Source organism: Caulobacter sp. Root1472 (genome assembly GCF_001426985.1).
Classification (GTDB): Bacteria; Pseudomonadota; Alphaproteobacteria; order Caulobacterales; family Caulobacteraceae; genus Caulobacter; species Caulobacter rhizosphaerae.
Genome location: NZ_LMFX01000015.1, coordinates 64,295 through 80,112, shown reverse-complemented (window position 1 = coordinate 80,112; position 15,818 = coordinate 64,295). Strand labels below are relative to the sequence as shown.

Genomic DNA, 15,818 nt, shown 5'->3' with positions numbered 1-15,818 from the left:
GTCGGTTTGGCCCCAATAGGACCACGGGGCGCCGGCCGTCAGCGCCATCTCGAACCAGACCTCTCCGCCGTCGAACTCGCGGACGTGTCAGGCGAGACGAAGGTCACCCGGCTGCACGAGGCGTTCTCATCGACCAACGGGGGGCAATCGAGCGGAACGCGAAACGGGGACCGGTCCTGGCGCACCTGTGGCTGGCCGGGGAAACGGCTCTGGTGCTATGCGGGCGAGATGGAGGAGCCGGTTCTGGATCTGGAAGCGATGGCCGCGGCGCTGAGGGCGAGCGGCGAGTACCGGGTGCTGCGTCGGCTCGTTCCTCGGCCGGCGGTGGCGATCCCCGACGGCGTCGTCGTCCGCACGGGCTTGTTCGTCGATGTCGAGACCACGGGCCTGGACTGGCGTCAGGACGAGATCATCGAGCTGGCCATGGTCCCGTTCCGCTATGGGGCCGACGGTCGGATTTATGAGGTGGGCGAGGCTTTCCACGGCTTTCGCCAGCCGGCGAGGCCGATTCCGCCGGAGATCACCGCCCTGACCGGCATCGACGACGCCATGGTTGCGGGCCAGACCCTCGACCTGGACGACGTAACGGCGGCCGCGGCGCCGGCCGCTCTGGTCATCGCCCACAACGCCGCCTTCGACCGTCGCTTCCTCGAGCGGTTCTGCGAAGTGTTCCGCACCAAACCCTGGGCCTGTTCGATGAGCCAGGTCGATTGGGCCGCCGAGGGGCACGAGGGCGTCAAGCTGGCCTGGCTCGCCGCCGGGGCGGGGTTCTTCTACGACCGTCACCGGGCGGTCAACGATTGCGCCGCGGCCATCGAACTGCTGGCGACCGACTTGCCCAGGAGCGGGGTTCCGGCCTTGGCCGCCCTGCTGGAGCGGGCGCGGGCGCCCACCTGGCGGATCTGGGCCGAGAACTCGCCGTTCGCCATGAAGGACAGGCTCAAGGCGCGCGGTTATCGCTGGAACGGCGACGACGTCGTGCCCGCGCGCTGCTGGTATGTCGACGTCGGCGAGGCCGACAAGGACGCCGAGCTCCTGTTCCTGCGCCAGGAGATCTATGGCGGCGAGATCGACCTGCTGGCCCGGCGCATCGACGCCTATGACCGGTTCTCCGAGCGTGGCTAGGGGCATGGCATGAGAGTTTCCAGGCGCTCGACCTTGGCTGCGGGCTTGGCGCTGGCGGCGGTCGGCGGGGCAGGCGAGGCCGCGCCGTCGTCACGCCGTCTGAGCAATCCTCGCGCGTCGGACGAAGCGCGGGCCCTCTACGGTTTCCTCTGGAGCCTCTATGGCCGCAAGACCCTGACCGGACAGCAGGAGCTGGGCGTGGCCCGCGCCGGTCCCCGCGTCGAGCTGGACTACCTGGCGCGAGTGACCGGCCGCCAGCCGGCCATCCTCGGTCTCGACTATATTGACCCGCGCGACAACGCCGCGGTCAACGAACGGGCCACGGCTTGGCATCGTTCGGGCGGGATCGTCACCTTGTGCTGGCACTGGGGCGCGCCGGACGTCGGGACCGGCTACGAGAATTCCAAGAAGGACTTCGACCTGGTCGCGGCCCTGAAGCCGGGCACGCCGCAGAATCGGGCTTTGCATCGCGACATGGACGCGATCGCCGACCTGCTCACCGTGCTGCGCGACCGGCGCGTGCCGGTGCTGTGGCGACCGCTGCACGAGTTCAGCGGCGACTGGTTCTGGTGGGGCAAGCATGGCCCGGCGGCCTTCAAGGCGTTGTGGGCGCTGATGCATGACGCGTTCACCCGCCGCCGGGGCCTGGACAACCTGATCTGGGTGCTGGGCTGGGCCGGGCAGAACGTCGATCCGGCTTGGTATCCGGGGCGCGAGCGCGTCGATATCGCCGGCGCCGACATCTATGTCGAGGACCATGGCGCGCTCGAGCCGATGTTCGGAGCGGTCAAGGCGATCGTCGGCGACAGCGTGCCGATCTGCCTGCACGAGAACGGGCCCATCCCCGATCCGGCCCTGCTCGGACCGAGCGCCGACTGGCTGTGGTTCATGACCTGGCACACGCGCTGGCTGATGGATCCCGGTCAGAACGATCCGGCCCGCCTGAAGGCCTATTATGGTTCGGGGCGGTACGTGACCAAGGACGAACTGCTGGCCGCGGGTCTGCCCAAGCCCGGTTGACGCGTCGCTCGGGGCGGCCTGTCTATGGCCTGGCCGGGACCGCGCCGTCGGCCCATTGCCCGCGACCGGCCGCCTTGGCCTCAGCTTCGGCCCTGGCGTAGGCGCCCTTGCTGTAGCGACGATATTCGGTGGTGAGCCCCGAGCGGATGAGCGCGGCGTTGACGTCCGGACTGGCGCTGGACCAGCACTTGCCGACGAACCGGCCATAGCGGTCGCGCGCGACGAACCGGCAGGCCACGCGGCCTCGGGTCAGGCGGAGCAGCTCATCCCGGGCCTCATAGGCGAAGGGCTCGGCTGGCGTCTGGCCGCGTCGCACCTCGGGCGCGTCGACGCCGAAGAGCCGCACGCGTTCCGAACCGCAGCGCAGGGTGTCGCCGTCGTGAACGGTCGGGGCGGTGCAGGCGATGAGGGCGGCGGCCAAGGGGGCGGGGAGGGGCATGGAGCGGCTCTAATCCGCTTCGGCCCCCAGAGGTAGGCGTCGAAACGCATTCTAGAGCCGGTCGAACATGGAGGTTTTCGTACCGCCTCGGCGCAGGCCTGACGGCGCGGCGATGACGGCCCCGTCGGACGCAAGCTTCAGAAGAATAGCAGCCGCTGTCGCGAAACCCCGCCCAACAAGGCCGTGCGCCCGCAGGGGCGGCGCGATGGGTCCGAAGTGCGTGATTTCGATTGTCGTGTGATCGTTATTGATCAATTATGAGCGTAATGAATCGACAATAGATCGAAATTGATTGTGCCTGGAAAAGCGAACGCTCCTGTCCCGTGCCGCCCTTGGGGGAAAATGACCAAGAGGCCTGTCAGAATGGCGCGTTCGTCATGAAGGCGGCGGTTTTCCGCGGCCTTGGCCAGGGCCTGGGTATCGAGAGCGTGGCCGATCCGACACCGGGGTTTGGCGAGGTCGTGATCAAGGTTGGCCGCTGCGGTATCTGCGGTTCGGACCTGCACATGACCGAGGACCCGATGTTCGAGGTCCCGCCGGGCATGATCCTGGGCCACGAATTCGCCGGCGAGATCGCCTCAGTAGGAAAGGGCGTGGTCGGGCTGAGCGTCGGCGATCGCGTCGCCGTCCCGCCGGTCAGGGGCTGCGGGACCTGCCCGAGCTGCCTGGCCGGGGAGCCGGCCTGGTGCGACCAGATGCAGCTCATCGGCGGCGGCTACGGCGAATATGCGCTGGCGTCGCAGCGCCAGATCGTGCGCCTGCCCAGCTCGGCGACCATCGCCGATGGCGCGCTTGTCGAGCCTCTGGCCGTGGCCTTGCATGGGGTCGTGCGCTCCGGACTGCGGCCCGGCGACAAGGCCGTGGTCCTCGGCGCCGGGCCGATCGGCTTGGCGACGGCGTACTGGGCGCGGCGCATGGGCGCCGCCGCGGTCGTGGTGACCGACCTCCATCGTTTTCAGGAGGAGCGCGCGATGACCATGGGCGCGACGGCCTTCGTGGCGGGCGAGGAAGACCCTGTGGCCCAAGCCGACCGCATCCTCGGCGGCAAGGCCGACGTGGTGTTCGAATGCGTCGGGGCTCCGGGCCTGATCGCCCAGGCCGTGGAGCACGTCGGCGCAAAGGGCGTGATCCTGGTGCAAGGCCTCTGCACGCGGCCCGACAGCTTCATTCCGTTCAAGGCGCTGTCGAAGGAGTGCCGCATCCAGTTCGCCAACTTCTTCAAGACGCAGGAATACGAGGCCGCGCTCGATGCGCTGAGCGCCGGCGCCGTCGAGCCGCGCGCCCTGATCACGGAGACCATCTCCCTCGAGCAACTGCCCGACACCTTCGAGGCGCTCCGCCGGCGAACCCACCAATGCAAGGTGCAAGTCGCGCCCTGACCCAAGATCAAAAGAGGCGGCTCAAGACCGTCGTTCCGGGAGGAAGTGAAGCCATGCAGAAAACGAGCGCCCGCTACCAAGTCATGCTGGTGGCGCTTCTCAGCATCAACTTCGGTGTGCTGTTCTTCGACCGCAACGCGCTCAACTTCCTGATGCCGTTCATCCAACCCGACCTGAAGCTCAGCTTCACCCAGGTGGGGTTGCTGTCCTCGGCCCTGTCGCTGACTTGGGCGATCTCCGGCATCCTCGTGGGCGCCTGGTCGGATCGGGCCGGCCGAAAGAAGGTGTTCGTCGTCGGCGCGGGGATCGCCTTTTCCCTGTGCTCCTTCATCTCGGGAGCGGCGACGAGCTTTCTGATGCTGCTGGGCGCGCGGCTTTTGATGGGGGCGGCCGAAGGCGTGGTCATGCCGGTCTCCCATGCCCTGGTCGTCGCGGAGGTCTCGCCGGAGCGGCGCGGCCTGGCCATGGGCGTGAGCCAGAACTTCGGCTCGAACTTTCTCGGCTCCTTCGTGGCGGCGGTGGTGCTGCCGCTGTTCGCCGCCGCCCTGGGTTGGCGCCACGCGTTCTACCTCGCCGCGGCGCCTGGCCTGCTGTTCGCCGTGCTGATCTGGTTCCTGGTCCGGGAGCCGGAGGCGAGCGCCTACAAGGCCGACGATCGCCTGACCATGACCGAGGCGTTCAAGCACAAGAACATGGTCCTGTGCGTGCTGATCGCGATCCTGCTGGTGTCCTACATGGTCATCACCCTGACCTTCATGCCGCTGTATCTCACCGCCATGAGGGGGATGTCGGCCCAGGCCGCGGGGTGGTTGATCGGGGTCCTGGGCCTGTCGGCCAGTGTCGGAAGCTTCATCGTACCGGCGATCTCCGACCGGATCGGGCGGCGGCCGGTGATGATCCTCACACCTTTCCTGGGATTGCTGATCCCGTTCGGGGCGCTGCTCCTGCCCGGCCCCGCGTGGCTGTTCGCGCTGCTGTTTTTCTTCGGCTGGGCGCTGATCGGGCTTTTTCCCTTGTTCATGGCCACTGTGCCTTCGGAGACCCTGCCGGCCCGCTACGCGGCCACGGCGATCGGCATCTCCATGGGTCTGGGGGAGGTGATCGGCGGGGTCGCCAGCCCCTTCGTCGCCGGCTGGGCTTCGGATGTGGCCGGGCTGGACGCGGTGATGTGGATGCTCGCCGCTCTGGCGGTGGCGGCCGGTCTCGTGGCGCTCGGTCTCGAGGAGACCGCGCCGCGCAAACGACGCCAACCCCTGGCCGACGTGGCCGAGGCGCAGCCCGCGATCGCTTGAGCGCGGCCCCAAACACCTTCCAAGGAGCAAGACATGCCCGAAACGGCCACCACCGAATTTTGGCGCGACCTCAAGCCGATCGAGAACTGCTTCAAGCCGGGCGTCCCCCCCGAAATCTACATGAAAGACCCGGCCAATAGCGACGAGCGCTACTTCATCCCGTTGAGCGAAACGGTTCTGTCGCGGCCGATGTGGATTTCGCCCCAGCGCAACATGTGGGCCGACATCCTGTGGGCCAAGAAGGCGGGCCTAGTGAACCGGCACTACCATCCCCACCAGATCTTCGCCTACACGATCCAGGGCAAGTGGGGCTATCTCGAGCACGACTGGACCGCGTCCAAAGGCGACTTCGTCTATGAGACCCCCGGGGAAGGCCACACGCTCGTGGCCTACGAATCCGACGAGCCGATGAAGGCCTTCTTCGTCGTCTCCGGTCCGCTGATCTGGCTCGACGAGACGGGCGCCAGCGTCGGTCATTTCGACGTCCACGACTACATCGCGCTGGCGCGCGGCCATTACGCCGCCAACGGTGTCGGAGCCGACTATGTCGACACCCTCTTGCGCTGAGCGCCCGGCCGCGGGGCCATCGGCGGCTTTCGCGCCCGACCTGTTCGCCGGCTCGACGGTCTTCGTCACGGGGGGCACTTCGGGGATCGGCGCGGCGACGGCCCAGCTCTTTCACCGGCTCGGGGCCAACGTCGTCGCCGCCGGCCTTGAGGCCGACCACGCGCCGCTGGCGGCCCAGGCGGGCCTGTCGATTGTCCAACTCGATGTCACCGACGAGGCGCGATTGGGCCAAGCGATCACCGCGCTTCCGCGGTTGGATCACTTGGTGCTCTGCGCCGGCATCTCATTGAACGCCCAGGAACTTGACTTGGAGGGCTTCCGGCGGGTCCTGGAGGTGAACCTCGTCGCCGGAATGGCCGCGGCCATGGCGGCGGCGCCCCTGATCGAGCGGCAGGGCGGGACGATCACCACGGTCGCGTCGATGTACGCCTATTTCGGCGCGGCCGCGCGGCCTGGCTATGCGGCCAGCAAAGGCGCGATCGTACAGCTCACCAAATCGCTCGCCCAACTCCTGGCGGGGCGAGGCGTACGGGTCAATTCCGTCGCCCCTGGCTGGATCGAGACCCCGCTGGCGCGCAATCTCGACCCCCGTGACAAGGCGCGCATTCTCGAACGCATCCCCGCCGAACGCTGGGGAGCGGCCGAGGAGGTGGCCGCCGCCATCGCCTTTCTGAGTTCGCCAGCGGCCTCCTACGTCACTGGAGCCGTGATCCCGGTGGACGGCGGATATCTCATCGCCTGAGGCGCAGCGGTCCCAAGCGTGATCACTGGTCGGGTGTCGCCACAAGGATGGTCCGCCGGCAGGTTCTCTCCTGTAGCCGTTGTTTTCTCGGCCGATTTGCCTGTTGAGACTGGCGCCAACGCGGTCTTCTTACTCGTCCCCGTAAACAACGGGGACCCGCCGTGGAGCCTTCCGACCCTGATCTGGAGATATCGCGCAGCCATCGCATGCTGCGCACGGCCCTGGGTCCCTTGCTGCTGGCCCAACTGGAAGATCCCGGCGTCGCCGAGGTCATGCTCAATCCCGACGGCGCGGTGTGGATCGACCGGTTAGATATCGGGCTAAGGTCCGCGGGCCTGTCGCTGAGCGCGGCCGACGGCGAGCGGATCATCCGCCTGGCCGCCCATCACGTCGGGGTCGAGGTCCACGCGGGCCGGCCGCGCCTGGCCGCCGAGTTGCCGGGCGGCGGCGAACGGTTCGAGGGCCTGCTGCCGCCCCTGGTCTCGGGGCCGACCTTCTCTCTGCGCAAGCCCGCCAGCATGGTCTTTCCGCTCGGCGCCTATGTCGGGCAGGGCGTGATGAGCGCGCAGGAGGCCAGGACGCTTGCCGACGCCGTGCTTGAGCGTCGCAACATCCTGGTCGCCGGCCCGACGTCCAGCGGCAAGACAACCCTGGTCAACGCCTTGTTGGACGAGGTCGCCGCCTTGGACGAGCGCGTCATCCTGATCGAGGATGTTCGCGAGTTGCAGTGCCCGGCCCGCAACCTGGTGGCGCTGCGAACCCGGGACGGCGTGGCGAGCCTCGCCGATCTGGTCCGCTCGTCCCTGCGCCTGCGTCCCGATCGGATCATCATCGGCGAGGTCCGCGGGGCCGAGGCGCTCGACCTGATCAAGGCCTGGGGCACCGGCCATCCAGGCGGGGTGGCCACCCTGCACGCCGGCTCGGCCGTAGGCGCGCTGCTGCGCCTGGAGCAACTGATCCAGGAGGCGGTGGTCACCGTGCCACGCGCCCTGATCGCCGAAACCATCGACCTTGTCGCCGTCATCGCCGGCCGCGGCGCTCAGCGCCGCCTGATCGACCTAGCCCGCCTCGGCGGCCTTGGCCCGGACGGCGCCTACCAGCTCACCCCCGCCTGCCCACCGAACAAGGAGACTGCCTGATGCCCGCCAATCCCGAGCGCTCCCTGCGCACGCGCCTGCTGTCCGGATCGATGCTCGATCCGCTGGGCCATGTCGCCCGGTTGGCGCCGCTCACCCTCGCGGCGTTGCTGACCAGTCGCTCGGCCCAGGCCGCCGGCTCGTCCATGCCGTGGGAAGAGCCGCTGCAGCGGATCCTGGAGTCGATCGAGGGCCCGGTCGCCAAGATCATCGCGGTGATCATCATCATCGTGACCGGCCTGACCCTGGCCTTTGGCGACACCTCCGGCGGCTCGCGCAAGATGATCCAGATCGTCTTTGGCCTGTCGATCGCGTTCGCCGCCTCCAGCTTCTTCCTGTCGTTCTTCTCGTTCGGCGGCGGAGCGCTGGTCTGATGACGGGCGATCGCGACCACGGCTTCGCCGCGCCTGTTCATCGGGCCCTGACCCAACCGATGCTTCTGGCGGGCGCGCCCCGCGCGATCGCCCTGGTCAACGGCACCCTGGCCGCCGCCCTGGGTCTGGGATTGCGGCTGTGGCTGGTCGGCCTGGGTGTCTGGTTGGTCGGTCACGGCCTGGCCGTCTGGGCCGCGCGCCACGACCCGCTGGTCTTCGAGGTCGGCCGCCGCCACGTGCGGATCCCGGCTCGACTGGAGGTCTGACCGATGCTGGACCTTCGCGAATACGCCCGCCGGCCAAGGCTCTTGTGCGACTATCTCCCGTGGGCGGCCCTGGTCGCCTCCGGCGTGGTGCTCAACAAGGATGGAGCGTTCCAGCGCACCGCCAGCTTTCGGGGACCGGACCTGGACTCGGTGGGCGAGGCCGAGGTCGCCGCCGTCGCCGCGCGGCTGAACAACGCCCTGCGTCGGCTGGGTTCGGGCTGGGCGATCTTCATCGAGGCCCGCCGCGATCCGGCCATGGCCTATCCGGACAGCGTCTTTCCCGATCCGGTCTCGGCCCTGGTCGACATCGAGCGGCGCCAGGCCTTCCTCAAGGAAGGGGCGCACTTCGAGAGCCGCTATTTCCTGACCCTGATCTTCTTGCCGCCGACCGAACGGACCGGGCGGCTGGAGGGTCTGTTCGTCGAGGGACGCGAGCGGGGCGGGATCGATTGGCGCGCCCAGTTGGCCGATTTCATGGACCGCTCCGACCGCCTGCTGGCCCTGATCCAAGGCCTGACCCGCGAGGCCGACTGGCTGGACGATGCGCAGACCTTGGGTTTCCTGCACGGGGCGGTGACCACGAGCCGCCAGGGCGTCCGCGTCCCAGAAACCCCGATGCAGTTGGATGCGCTGCTGGCCACCCAGCCCTTGGACGGGGGGCTGGAGCCAAGGTTGGGCGAGGCCCACCTACGGATCCTGACCATCGTCGGCTTTCCGAGCCACACCCTGCCGGGGCTGCTGGATGAGCTCAATCGCCTGGGGTTCGCCTACCGGTGGTCAACCCGGGCCCTATGCCTGGATAAGGCCGACGCCAGCCGCCTGATCGGCAAGATCCGGCGCCAGTGGTTCGCCAAGCGCAAGTCGATCGGCGTCCTCTTGCAAGAGGCCCTGACCCAGCAGCCCTCGGCCCTGGTCGACAACGACGCGGCCAACAAGTCCGGCGAGGCCGACCTGGCTCTGCAGGACCTCGGCGCCGACGCGGTCGCCTATGCCTTCGTCACCGCCAGCCTGGTGGTCTGGGACATTGACCCCGACCGGGCCGACGCCAAGCTGGCCCTGGCCGAGAAGGTCATCACCGGCCGAGACTTTTCGATCATCAAGGAACGGATCAACGCGGTCGAGGCCTGGCTGGGGACCTTGCCGGGCCAGACCTACGCCAATGTCCGCCAGCCGCCGCTGTCGACCCTGAACCTGGCGCACATCGCCCCGCTGTCGGCGGTGTGGGCCGGACCTCGGTCCAATCCGCATCTGGGCGGCCCGCCGTTGTTGATGGCCAGAACCGAGGGCTCCACGCCTTTTCGGCTGTCGCTGCATGTCGGCGATGTCGGTCACACCCTGGTGGTCGGGCCCACGGGCGCGGGCAAGAGCGTGCTTCTGGCGATGTTGGCCTTGCAGTTTCGGCGCTACGCCGGCGCGCGGATCGTCGCCTTCGATTTTGGCGGCTCGATCCGAGCCGCGACGCTTGGCATGGGCGGCGTCTTCCACGACCTGGGCGGGGTGTTGCTCGACGCCGAGCGGCCCGCCGTGGCGTTGCAGCCCCTGGCCAGTGTCGATGATCCCGCCGAGCGAGTCTGGGCCATCGATTGGGTCGCCGCCCTGCTGTCGGGGCAAGGCGTGGTCGTGACCCCGACCGTGCGTGACCACCTCTGGTCGGCCCTGGCAAGCCTGGCTTCGGCCCCGCGTGAGGAACGGACCCTGACGGGTCTGGCCGCGTTGCTGCCGACCCTGGAGCTGAAGAACGCCCTGACCCCCTATACCCTGGCCGGTCCGTGGGGACGGTTGCTCGACGCCGACCACGAGGCCTTGGCCGCCGCCGCGATCCAGGCCTTCGAGACCGAGGGGCTGCTGGGCACGCCCGCCGCGCCTGCTGTGTTGGCCTATCTCTTCCACCGTCTGGCCCGGGATCTCGACGGCCGACCGACCCTGATCCTGGTGGACGAAGCCTGGCTTGCTCTGGTGGACCCCATTTTTGGGCCACAGCTCGAGGCCTGGCTGGCTCTGATCCGCAAGAAGAATGGATCCGTCGTCCTCACGACCCTGTCGTTGTCACAGATCGAGAAAAGCCCGATCGCCTCGGCCGTCGCCGAACTGTGCCTGACGCGGATCTTCCTGCCGAACGGGTGGGCGCGCGACCCGCAGGGCGCGGCGGCCTACCGCCGGTTCGGCTTCAACGACCGGCAGATCGACATCGTGGCCAGCGCCACGCCCAAGCGGGACTATTACGTCCAGTCCCGGGCCGGCGAGCGATTGTTCGACCTTGGCCTTGGCCCCATCGCCCAGGCGTTTTGCGCGGCCTCTTCCAAGACCGACCAGGCCGACATCGCCCAGGTCCTCGCCGCTCACGGAGCCGACGGCTTCGCCGCCGCCTGGCTTCGCCATCGTCGCCTGCCGTGGGCCGCCGATCTCCTGACCTCCATCCGCCTACCGGAGTCCTCCCGATGAGCCTTTCCCGACGCCATCTGGCCGCGCTGCTCTGTGGCGCGGCGGCGATTCCCATGACGGTCGCCTTGCCGTCGCCCGCCAGGGCCCAGGTCGCGGTCTATGACCCCAGCAACTATGCTCAGAACGTGCTGCAGGCCGCCCGAGCCCTGCAGCAGATCAACAACCAGATCACCAGCCTGCAGAACCAGACCCAGATGCTGATCGGCCAGGCCAGGAACCTGGCCAGCCTGCCGTACTCGTCCCTGTCGGCCCTTCAGGCGCAAGTCGCCGCGACCCAAGCCTTGCTCGGGCAGGCTCGCGCCCTGGCCTATAATGTCCAGGATATCCAGGAGGCCTTTCATCAGCGCTATAGCGTGGCGGACCTGCTGGCCAGCGACGCGGATCTCACCGCCCGCGCCGAGGCGCGCTGGACGACCTCGGTGGCGGGCTTCCAGGACGCGCTGACGGTGCAGGCCGGCGTGGTCGAAGGCCTGGAGACCAGTCGCGGGCAGATGCAGAGCCTGGTGTCGGCCAGCCAGGACGCCAGCGGCGCGCTCCAGGCCGCCCAGGCCGGCAATCAGCTTCTGGCCTTGCAGGCGCAGCAACTGTCCGCCCTCACCGCGGTGGTGGTCGCCAACGGCCGGGCCCAGGCGCTGGAGGCGGCCGACCGGGCGGCGGCGCGAGCCGACGCCAAGGCGCGCTTCGCCCGCTTCATGGGGGCAACGCCGCAGCCATGAACCGGTCCCTCGTCTGGGGGATCGCACTGATCATCTTGCTTGGCGGCGCTGCCTTGGCGGGCAGAGCGTCCCAGGCCCCACAGCCGGCGAGGGGCGCCAGCGTCGCCGCGGTCGACGCCGAGCTGGCGCGGTGCAGGACGGCCGACCAGGGTGACCTGGCCTGCCGGGCCGCCTGGGCCGCGGCGCGAGACCGGTTCTTCGGACGGCCCGCGTCATGAGCGACACCGGCGTCATCGACCGGATGCTGGACGTCTACACCCAGCATATCGACAGCGGGTTTGGTCTGCTGGGCGGCGAGGTTGGTTACCTCTCGACCACCCTGGTGGCCATCGACATGACCCTGGCGGCGCTGTTCTGGGCCTGGGCCCAGGACGATGTGACCGCCCGCCTGGTCAAGAAGACCCTCTATGTCGGGTTCTTCGCCTTTTTGATCGGCAACTTCCACGCCCTGACCCTTATTGTCCTCAAGAGCTTTTCGGGTCTGGGCCTGAAGGCGTCAGGGGCGGGGGTATCGAGCGAGGACTTCCTGCGGCCGGGCAAGCTGGCGGCGCTGGGCGTGTCGTCCTGCAAGCCGATCCTTGAAGCGGCCAGCGAACTGGGCGGCTTTCCTGGCTTCTTCGAGAACATCGTCCAGATCGTCATCCTGCTGGCTGTGGCCCTGCTGGTGATCGTCGCCTTCTTCGTGATCGCCGTGCAGATCTTCGTGGTGCTGATCGAGTTCAAGCTGACCACCCTGGCCGGCTTCGTGCTCGTGCCCTTCGCTCTGTTTGGCCGCACCGCCTTCCTGGCCGAGCGCGTGCTGGGCAATGTCATCGCCTCGGGCGTCAAGGTCATGGTCCTGGCGGTGATCGTCGGGATCGGCTCGAGCCTGTTTTCGGAGTTCACCAGCGCGGCCTCCGGTCAACCGACCTTGGAAGAGGTCCTGGCCATGGCCCTGGCCGCCCTGACCCTGCTGGGCCTGTCGATCTTTGGTCCTGGCATCGCCTCGGGCCTGGTGTCGGGCGCGCCGCAACTGGGCCTGGGCGCGGCGGTCGGGACCGGCCTGACCGTCGCTGGCATGGCGATGGTTGGAGCCGGCGCGGCCCAGATGGCGGCCGGCGGCGGCGCGAGCCTGGCTTCGGCCGCCGCGGGCGCGGGCGGTCCCGGCGGCCCTCGGCCCAGCCCTGGTGGCGCGACGCCCGAGGGACCGAGCGGCGGCCCTTCCGGACCTAGGTCCGGCGGGGGAGCGGTCCCAGGCGGCATGCAGGCCAAGTCCGCGCCCGGTGCGGGCGGCGGCGAGCCCGGTTCGGGAACGCCATCGGACGGACCAGGCGAGGCCGCCGAGGCGCCGTCCTGGGCGCGCGAGCTCAGGCAACAACAGGCTCTGGCCCATGGCGCGAGCCTGGCCGCCCACGGCCTGGCCAGCGGCGACGACCATAGCGGCGGCGCCAGTCCCTCACTCTCGGAGCAAAGCTGATGAACCCGTTCAAGGGGGCCTCGCGCCTGGGCGCGACCCCCGTCCCCGAAACCCCGTACCAGCGGGCCGGCCAGGCTTGGGACGAGCGCATCGGCAGCGCCCGTGTCCAGGCCGCCAACTGGCGGCTGATCGCCCTGGGCCTGCTGGCCAGCAACATCGTCCAGTCGGGCGGCATGATCTGGCAGGCCGCCCGCGGGTCGGTCACCCCCTGGGTGGTGGAGGTCGATCGCCTGGGCCAGACCCTGGCGGTCGGTCCAGCCCAGCGTGGCTACCGGCCGCCCGATGCGGTGATCGCCTGGACGCTGTCGCGCTTCATCGAAAACACTCGCGCCGTGCCGGCCGACGCGGTGGTGCTGGGGCAAAACTGGCGGCGCGCCTACGACTTTACCGACGCCGCCGGCGCGGCGGCGCTGTCGGAGTACGCGCGGGTCGCCGATCCCTTCGCCCAGGTCGGTAGGGCGCAAATCTCGGTCGAGGTCACCAACGTCGTGCGCGCTTCGCCCGAGAGCTTTCGCCTGGCCTGGATCGAGCGGCGCTATGTCGACGGGCAGTTGGTCTCAACCCAGCGCTGGAGCGCGATCCTGACCCTGGTCATCGTCACGCCGACCTCGCCCGAGGCTTTCGTCAAGAACCCGTTCGGGATCTTCGTGCGGGCGGTGTCCTGGTCACGGGAGTACGGCGCATGATCCGGTTGCTGTCGATCGCGGCGCTGGCGAGTGTCCTCGGCGCGGCCCAGGCCTTGGCGGCGGCCACCGCCGAGACGCCCCAAGGCGTGGTCTTCACGGAATTCCAATTCGCCGAGCGCGGCGTCGATGACCTGGTGGCCGCGCCGGGGCGGATCACCGACATCGTGCTGGAGCCCGGCGAGACCCTGGTCCAATCCCACCCGATCGCGGCCGGCGACACCGTGCGCTGGGTGATCGGCGACACCACGAGCGGGGAGGGCGCCAACCGGCGCGTCCACGTCCTGGTCAAGCCTGTCCAAGCCGACCTGGCGACCAACCTGATCATCAACACCAACCGCCGCACCTACCATCTGCAACTTCGGGCCTCCAGCCGCGCCTTCCTGTCCCAGATCGCTTGGCGGTACCCGGCGGCGGCCACACCGCCGACGGCCGTCTTTCCTCCGCCTGGGCCAGCGCCGGTCATCGTCGTCCCGCCGCCGGCCCCCGATCCGGCGCGTCTGAACTTCGGCTATCGGCTGAAAGGGGCGGCTCCCTGGCGGCCCGAGCGGGTCTTCGATGACGGGGCGCGGACCTATGTCGAGTTCGGGCCGACTGTCGCTCTCAACGACCTGCCGCCGTTGTTCATCGCCGGGCCGGACGGCAGGACCTCCGAACTGGTCAACTACCGCGTGGTCGGTCGCCGGCTGGTCGTCGATCGCCTGTTCGACCACGCCCAGTTGCGGTTCGGGCTCAAGCGATGGGAGCGCCGCATTCGGATCGACCGGCAGCAGAGCGATCGGGAGGTCGGCCAGTGAGTGAGACGATCGAACAGGAGCAGAAGGCCATCGCCAAGGACCTGCGACTGCGAGGGACCGCCAAGCCGGTAGCCCGGGTCTCTCGCAAGGCGCTGATCCTGACCGGCGGGGTACTGGCGATCGGCGTTTCGGCCGCCCTGGCTTGGTCGCTTAGAGAGCGTGACCGCGCCGCGTCCCAACCCGTCTTCCAGCCTGCCGCGCCGCCACCTGAACAGATCTCGGGCTTGCCCAGGGACTATCTGGATCGTGGTCCGGCGCCGGTCCTCGGGCCGCCGCTGCCCGGAGACCTCGGGCGGCCGATCCTCAGCGCCGAGCGGTCGCGCGCCGCCAACCCGTCCGCGGGCACCTTGCCGCCGGCAGAGACCATGTCGTCGCCGTCAGAGTCGCTTCCAGCTGGGTCCGATCCTCGTATCCAGGCCGGGCAGGCGGCGCGCGCCAGCGGCCTGTTCACGCTGGACGAGCCTAGCCGTCCGGATGGGGAAGCGGTCGTGGCCAGCGGTCCGCGGACGTCCGGCCCCGATCAGCGAACCACCAGTCCAGAGCGCTTGCAGGCTCCGGCCTCGCCCTACGTCCTGCAGGCTGGATCGATCATTCCCGCCGCCTTGGTCACGGGCTTACGGTCCGACGCAGCGGGCCTGGCCGTCGCCCAGGTCTCCCAGGATGTCTATGACAGCCTGGGCGGACATCATCGCCTGATCCCGGCCGGGGCGCGGCTGATTGGGGACTACGAGACCACCACCCGTGCTGGCCAGAGCCGGCTGTCGGTGGCTTGGACCCGGCTGATCCTGCCTTCGGGGCGTTCGATCGTTCTGGACAAACTGCCGGCCGCGGATGCGCAAGGCATGGCGGGACTGCAGGACAGCGTGGACCGACACGGCAAGGCGGTGCTGGCCGCCGCGGCCTTGAGCACGGTTCTGGCGATCGGCGCCGAAGCCGGGCAATCGAGCCAGGGAAGCGATCTGGAGCGGGCGATCCGCCGAGGCGCCAGTCAGTCGGTCAGTGACGTAGGCCAGCAGGCGGTGGGCCGCGGCCTTTCGTTGACGCCGACCCTGACCATCCGGCCCGGCGCGCCTCTGCGGGTGCTGTTGACGCGCGATCTTGTCCTGGAGCCCTACGGCGTGGAGACCGGCCAATGAACAGGTTGAAGCTGGGTCCCATCGAGGACGACACCCCGGTGAAGATCACGGTCGAGCTGCCTGCGGCCATGCACCGCGACCTGCTCGAATACGGCAAGCAACTGGCGGCCGAGACCAATTCCAAGGTCGCGGACCCCGGAAAGCTGATCGTGCCCATGGTCGGGCGATTCATGGACTCCGATCGCGGCTTCACCCGTGGCCGCAAGTCGCGCAAAGCCTGACGAGCGGGTCGCCCTGGTCTGCAATGG

At 69.0% G+C, this 15,818-nt stretch carries 18 protein-coding genes; 17 read left to right on the top strand and 1 reads right to left on the bottom strand.

Translation table 11 applies throughout. The features are described 5' to 3' along the window. The first annotated feature begins 228 nt into the window (after positions 1-228). Positions 229-1,125, top strand: coding sequence for a 3'-5' exonuclease (locus ASD47_RS12230; protein WP_056756530.1), 897 nt, complete (start codon positions 229-231; stop codon positions 1,123-1,125). A 9-nt stretch (positions 1,126-1,134) separates the two neighbouring features. Further along, positions 1,135-2,145, top strand: coding sequence for a glycosyl hydrolase (locus ASD47_RS12225; RefSeq protein WP_235525866.1), 1,011 nt, complete (start codon positions 1,135-1,137; stop codon positions 2,143-2,145). Positions 2,146-2,167: 22 nt separating this feature from the next. Here ASD47_RS12225 and ASD47_RS12220 read toward each other — a convergent pair whose 3' ends face one another. Beyond that, positions 2,168-2,584, bottom strand: a complete 417-nt coding sequence (locus ASD47_RS12220) for a thermonuclease family protein (protein WP_056756527.1) — start codon at positions 2,582-2,584, stop codon at positions 2,168-2,170. 377 nt (positions 2,585-2,961) lie between these two features. Here ASD47_RS12220 and ASD47_RS12215 point away from each other — a divergent pair, with 377 nt between their 5' ends. The 15 genes from ASD47_RS12215 (at position 2,962) to ASD47_RS12145 (ending at position 15,791) form a co-directional block, all read left to right on the top strand. Next, positions 2,962-3,963, top strand: a complete 1,002-nt coding sequence (locus ASD47_RS12215) for a zinc-binding dehydrogenase (RefSeq protein WP_056756770.1) — start codon at positions 2,962-2,964, stop codon at positions 3,961-3,963. A gap of 53 nt (positions 3,964-4,016) precedes the next feature. Further along, on the top strand, positions 4,017-5,255 hold the full coding sequence (locus ASD47_RS12210) for an MFS transporter (RefSeq protein WP_056756524.1): 1,239 nt from the start codon (positions 4,017-4,019) through the stop codon (positions 5,253-5,255). Between the two features lie 33 nt (positions 5,256-5,288). Next, positions 5,289-5,822 (top strand): 2,4'-dihydroxyacetophenone dioxygenase family protein, encoded by a 534-nt coding sequence (locus ASD47_RS12205; RefSeq protein ID WP_056756521.1) that lies wholly within the window; start codon positions 5,289-5,291, stop codon positions 5,820-5,822. After that, a complete protein-coding gene (locus tag ASD47_RS12200; RefSeq protein WP_056756517.1) occupies positions 5,800-6,564 on the top strand; it encodes an SDR family NAD(P)-dependent oxidoreductase in 765 nt (254 codons plus the stop codon). The genes ASD47_RS12205 and ASD47_RS12200 overlap by 23 nt, the downstream gene beginning before the upstream one ends. Before the next feature lie 206 nt (positions 6,565-6,770). Continuing rightward, positions 6,771-7,703 (top strand): P-type conjugative transfer ATPase TrbB, encoded by a 933-nt coding sequence (gene trbB, locus ASD47_RS12195; protein WP_056756514.1) that lies wholly within the window; start codon positions 6,771-6,773, stop codon positions 7,701-7,703. Positions 7,704-7,753: 50 nt separating this feature from the next. Next, positions 7,754-8,074, top strand: coding sequence for a TrbC/VirB2 family protein (locus tag ASD47_RS12190; RefSeq protein WP_056756766.1), 321 nt, complete (start codon positions 7,754-7,756; stop codon positions 8,072-8,074). Continuing rightward, the gene (locus ASD47_RS12185) at positions 8,074-8,340 is read left to right on the top strand and encodes a VirB3 family type IV secretion system protein (protein WP_056756509.1); all 267 of its coding nucleotides are present in this window, start codon (positions 8,074-8,076) and stop codon (positions 8,338-8,340) included. Before ASD47_RS12190 ends, ASD47_RS12185 begins: the two co-directional genes overlap by 1 nt. A 3-nt stretch (positions 8,341-8,343) precedes the next feature. Then, the gene (gene trbE, locus ASD47_RS12180; protein WP_056756506.1) at positions 8,344-10,782 is read left to right on the top strand and encodes a conjugal transfer protein TrbE; all 2,439 of its coding nucleotides are present in this window, start codon (positions 8,344-8,346) and stop codon (positions 10,780-10,782) included. After that, the gene (gene trbJ, locus ASD47_RS12175) at positions 10,779-11,498 is read left to right on the top strand and encodes a P-type conjugative transfer protein TrbJ (protein ID WP_056756503.1); all 720 of its coding nucleotides are present in this window, start codon (positions 10,779-10,781) and stop codon (positions 11,496-11,498) included. The genes trbE and trbJ overlap by 4 nt, the downstream gene beginning before the upstream one ends. Beyond that, positions 11,495-11,716: a putative entry exclusion protein TrbK-alt gene (gene trbK-alt / locus ASD47_RS12170; RefSeq protein ID WP_056756500.1), complete on the top strand. Its 222-nt coding sequence runs from the start codon at positions 11,495-11,497 to the stop codon at positions 11,714-11,716. The genes trbJ and trbK-alt overlap by 4 nt, the downstream gene beginning before the upstream one ends. After that, the gene (gene trbL, locus ASD47_RS12165) at positions 11,713-12,954 is read left to right on the top strand and encodes a P-type conjugative transfer protein TrbL (RefSeq protein WP_056756497.1); all 1,242 of its coding nucleotides are present in this window, start codon (positions 11,713-11,715) and stop codon (positions 12,952-12,954) included. The genes trbK-alt and trbL overlap by 4 nt, the downstream gene beginning before the upstream one ends. Next, the gene (trbF, locus tag ASD47_RS12160) at positions 12,954-13,640 is read left to right on the top strand and encodes a conjugal transfer protein TrbF (RefSeq protein WP_056756492.1); all 687 of its coding nucleotides are present in this window, start codon (positions 12,954-12,956) and stop codon (positions 13,638-13,640) included. The genes trbL and trbF overlap by 1 nt, the downstream gene beginning before the upstream one ends. Next, on the top strand, positions 13,637-14,434 hold the full coding sequence (gene trbG / locus ASD47_RS12155) for a P-type conjugative transfer protein TrbG (protein WP_056756489.1): 798 nt from the start codon (positions 13,637-13,639) through the stop codon (positions 14,432-14,434). The genes trbF and trbG overlap by 4 nt, the downstream gene beginning before the upstream one ends. After that, positions 14,431-15,570, top strand: a complete 1,140-nt coding sequence (locus tag ASD47_RS12150; protein ID WP_056756486.1) for a TrbI/VirB10 family protein — start codon at positions 14,431-14,433, stop codon at positions 15,568-15,570. The genes trbG and ASD47_RS12150 overlap by 4 nt, the downstream gene beginning before the upstream one ends. Next, complete coding sequence (locus ASD47_RS12145; protein ID WP_056756482.1) at positions 15,567-15,791, top strand: DUF2274 domain-containing protein; 225 nt, start codon at positions 15,567-15,569, stop codon at positions 15,789-15,791. The genes ASD47_RS12150 and ASD47_RS12145 overlap by 4 nt, the downstream gene beginning before the upstream one ends. Positions 15,792-15,818: the final 27 nt, after the last annotated feature.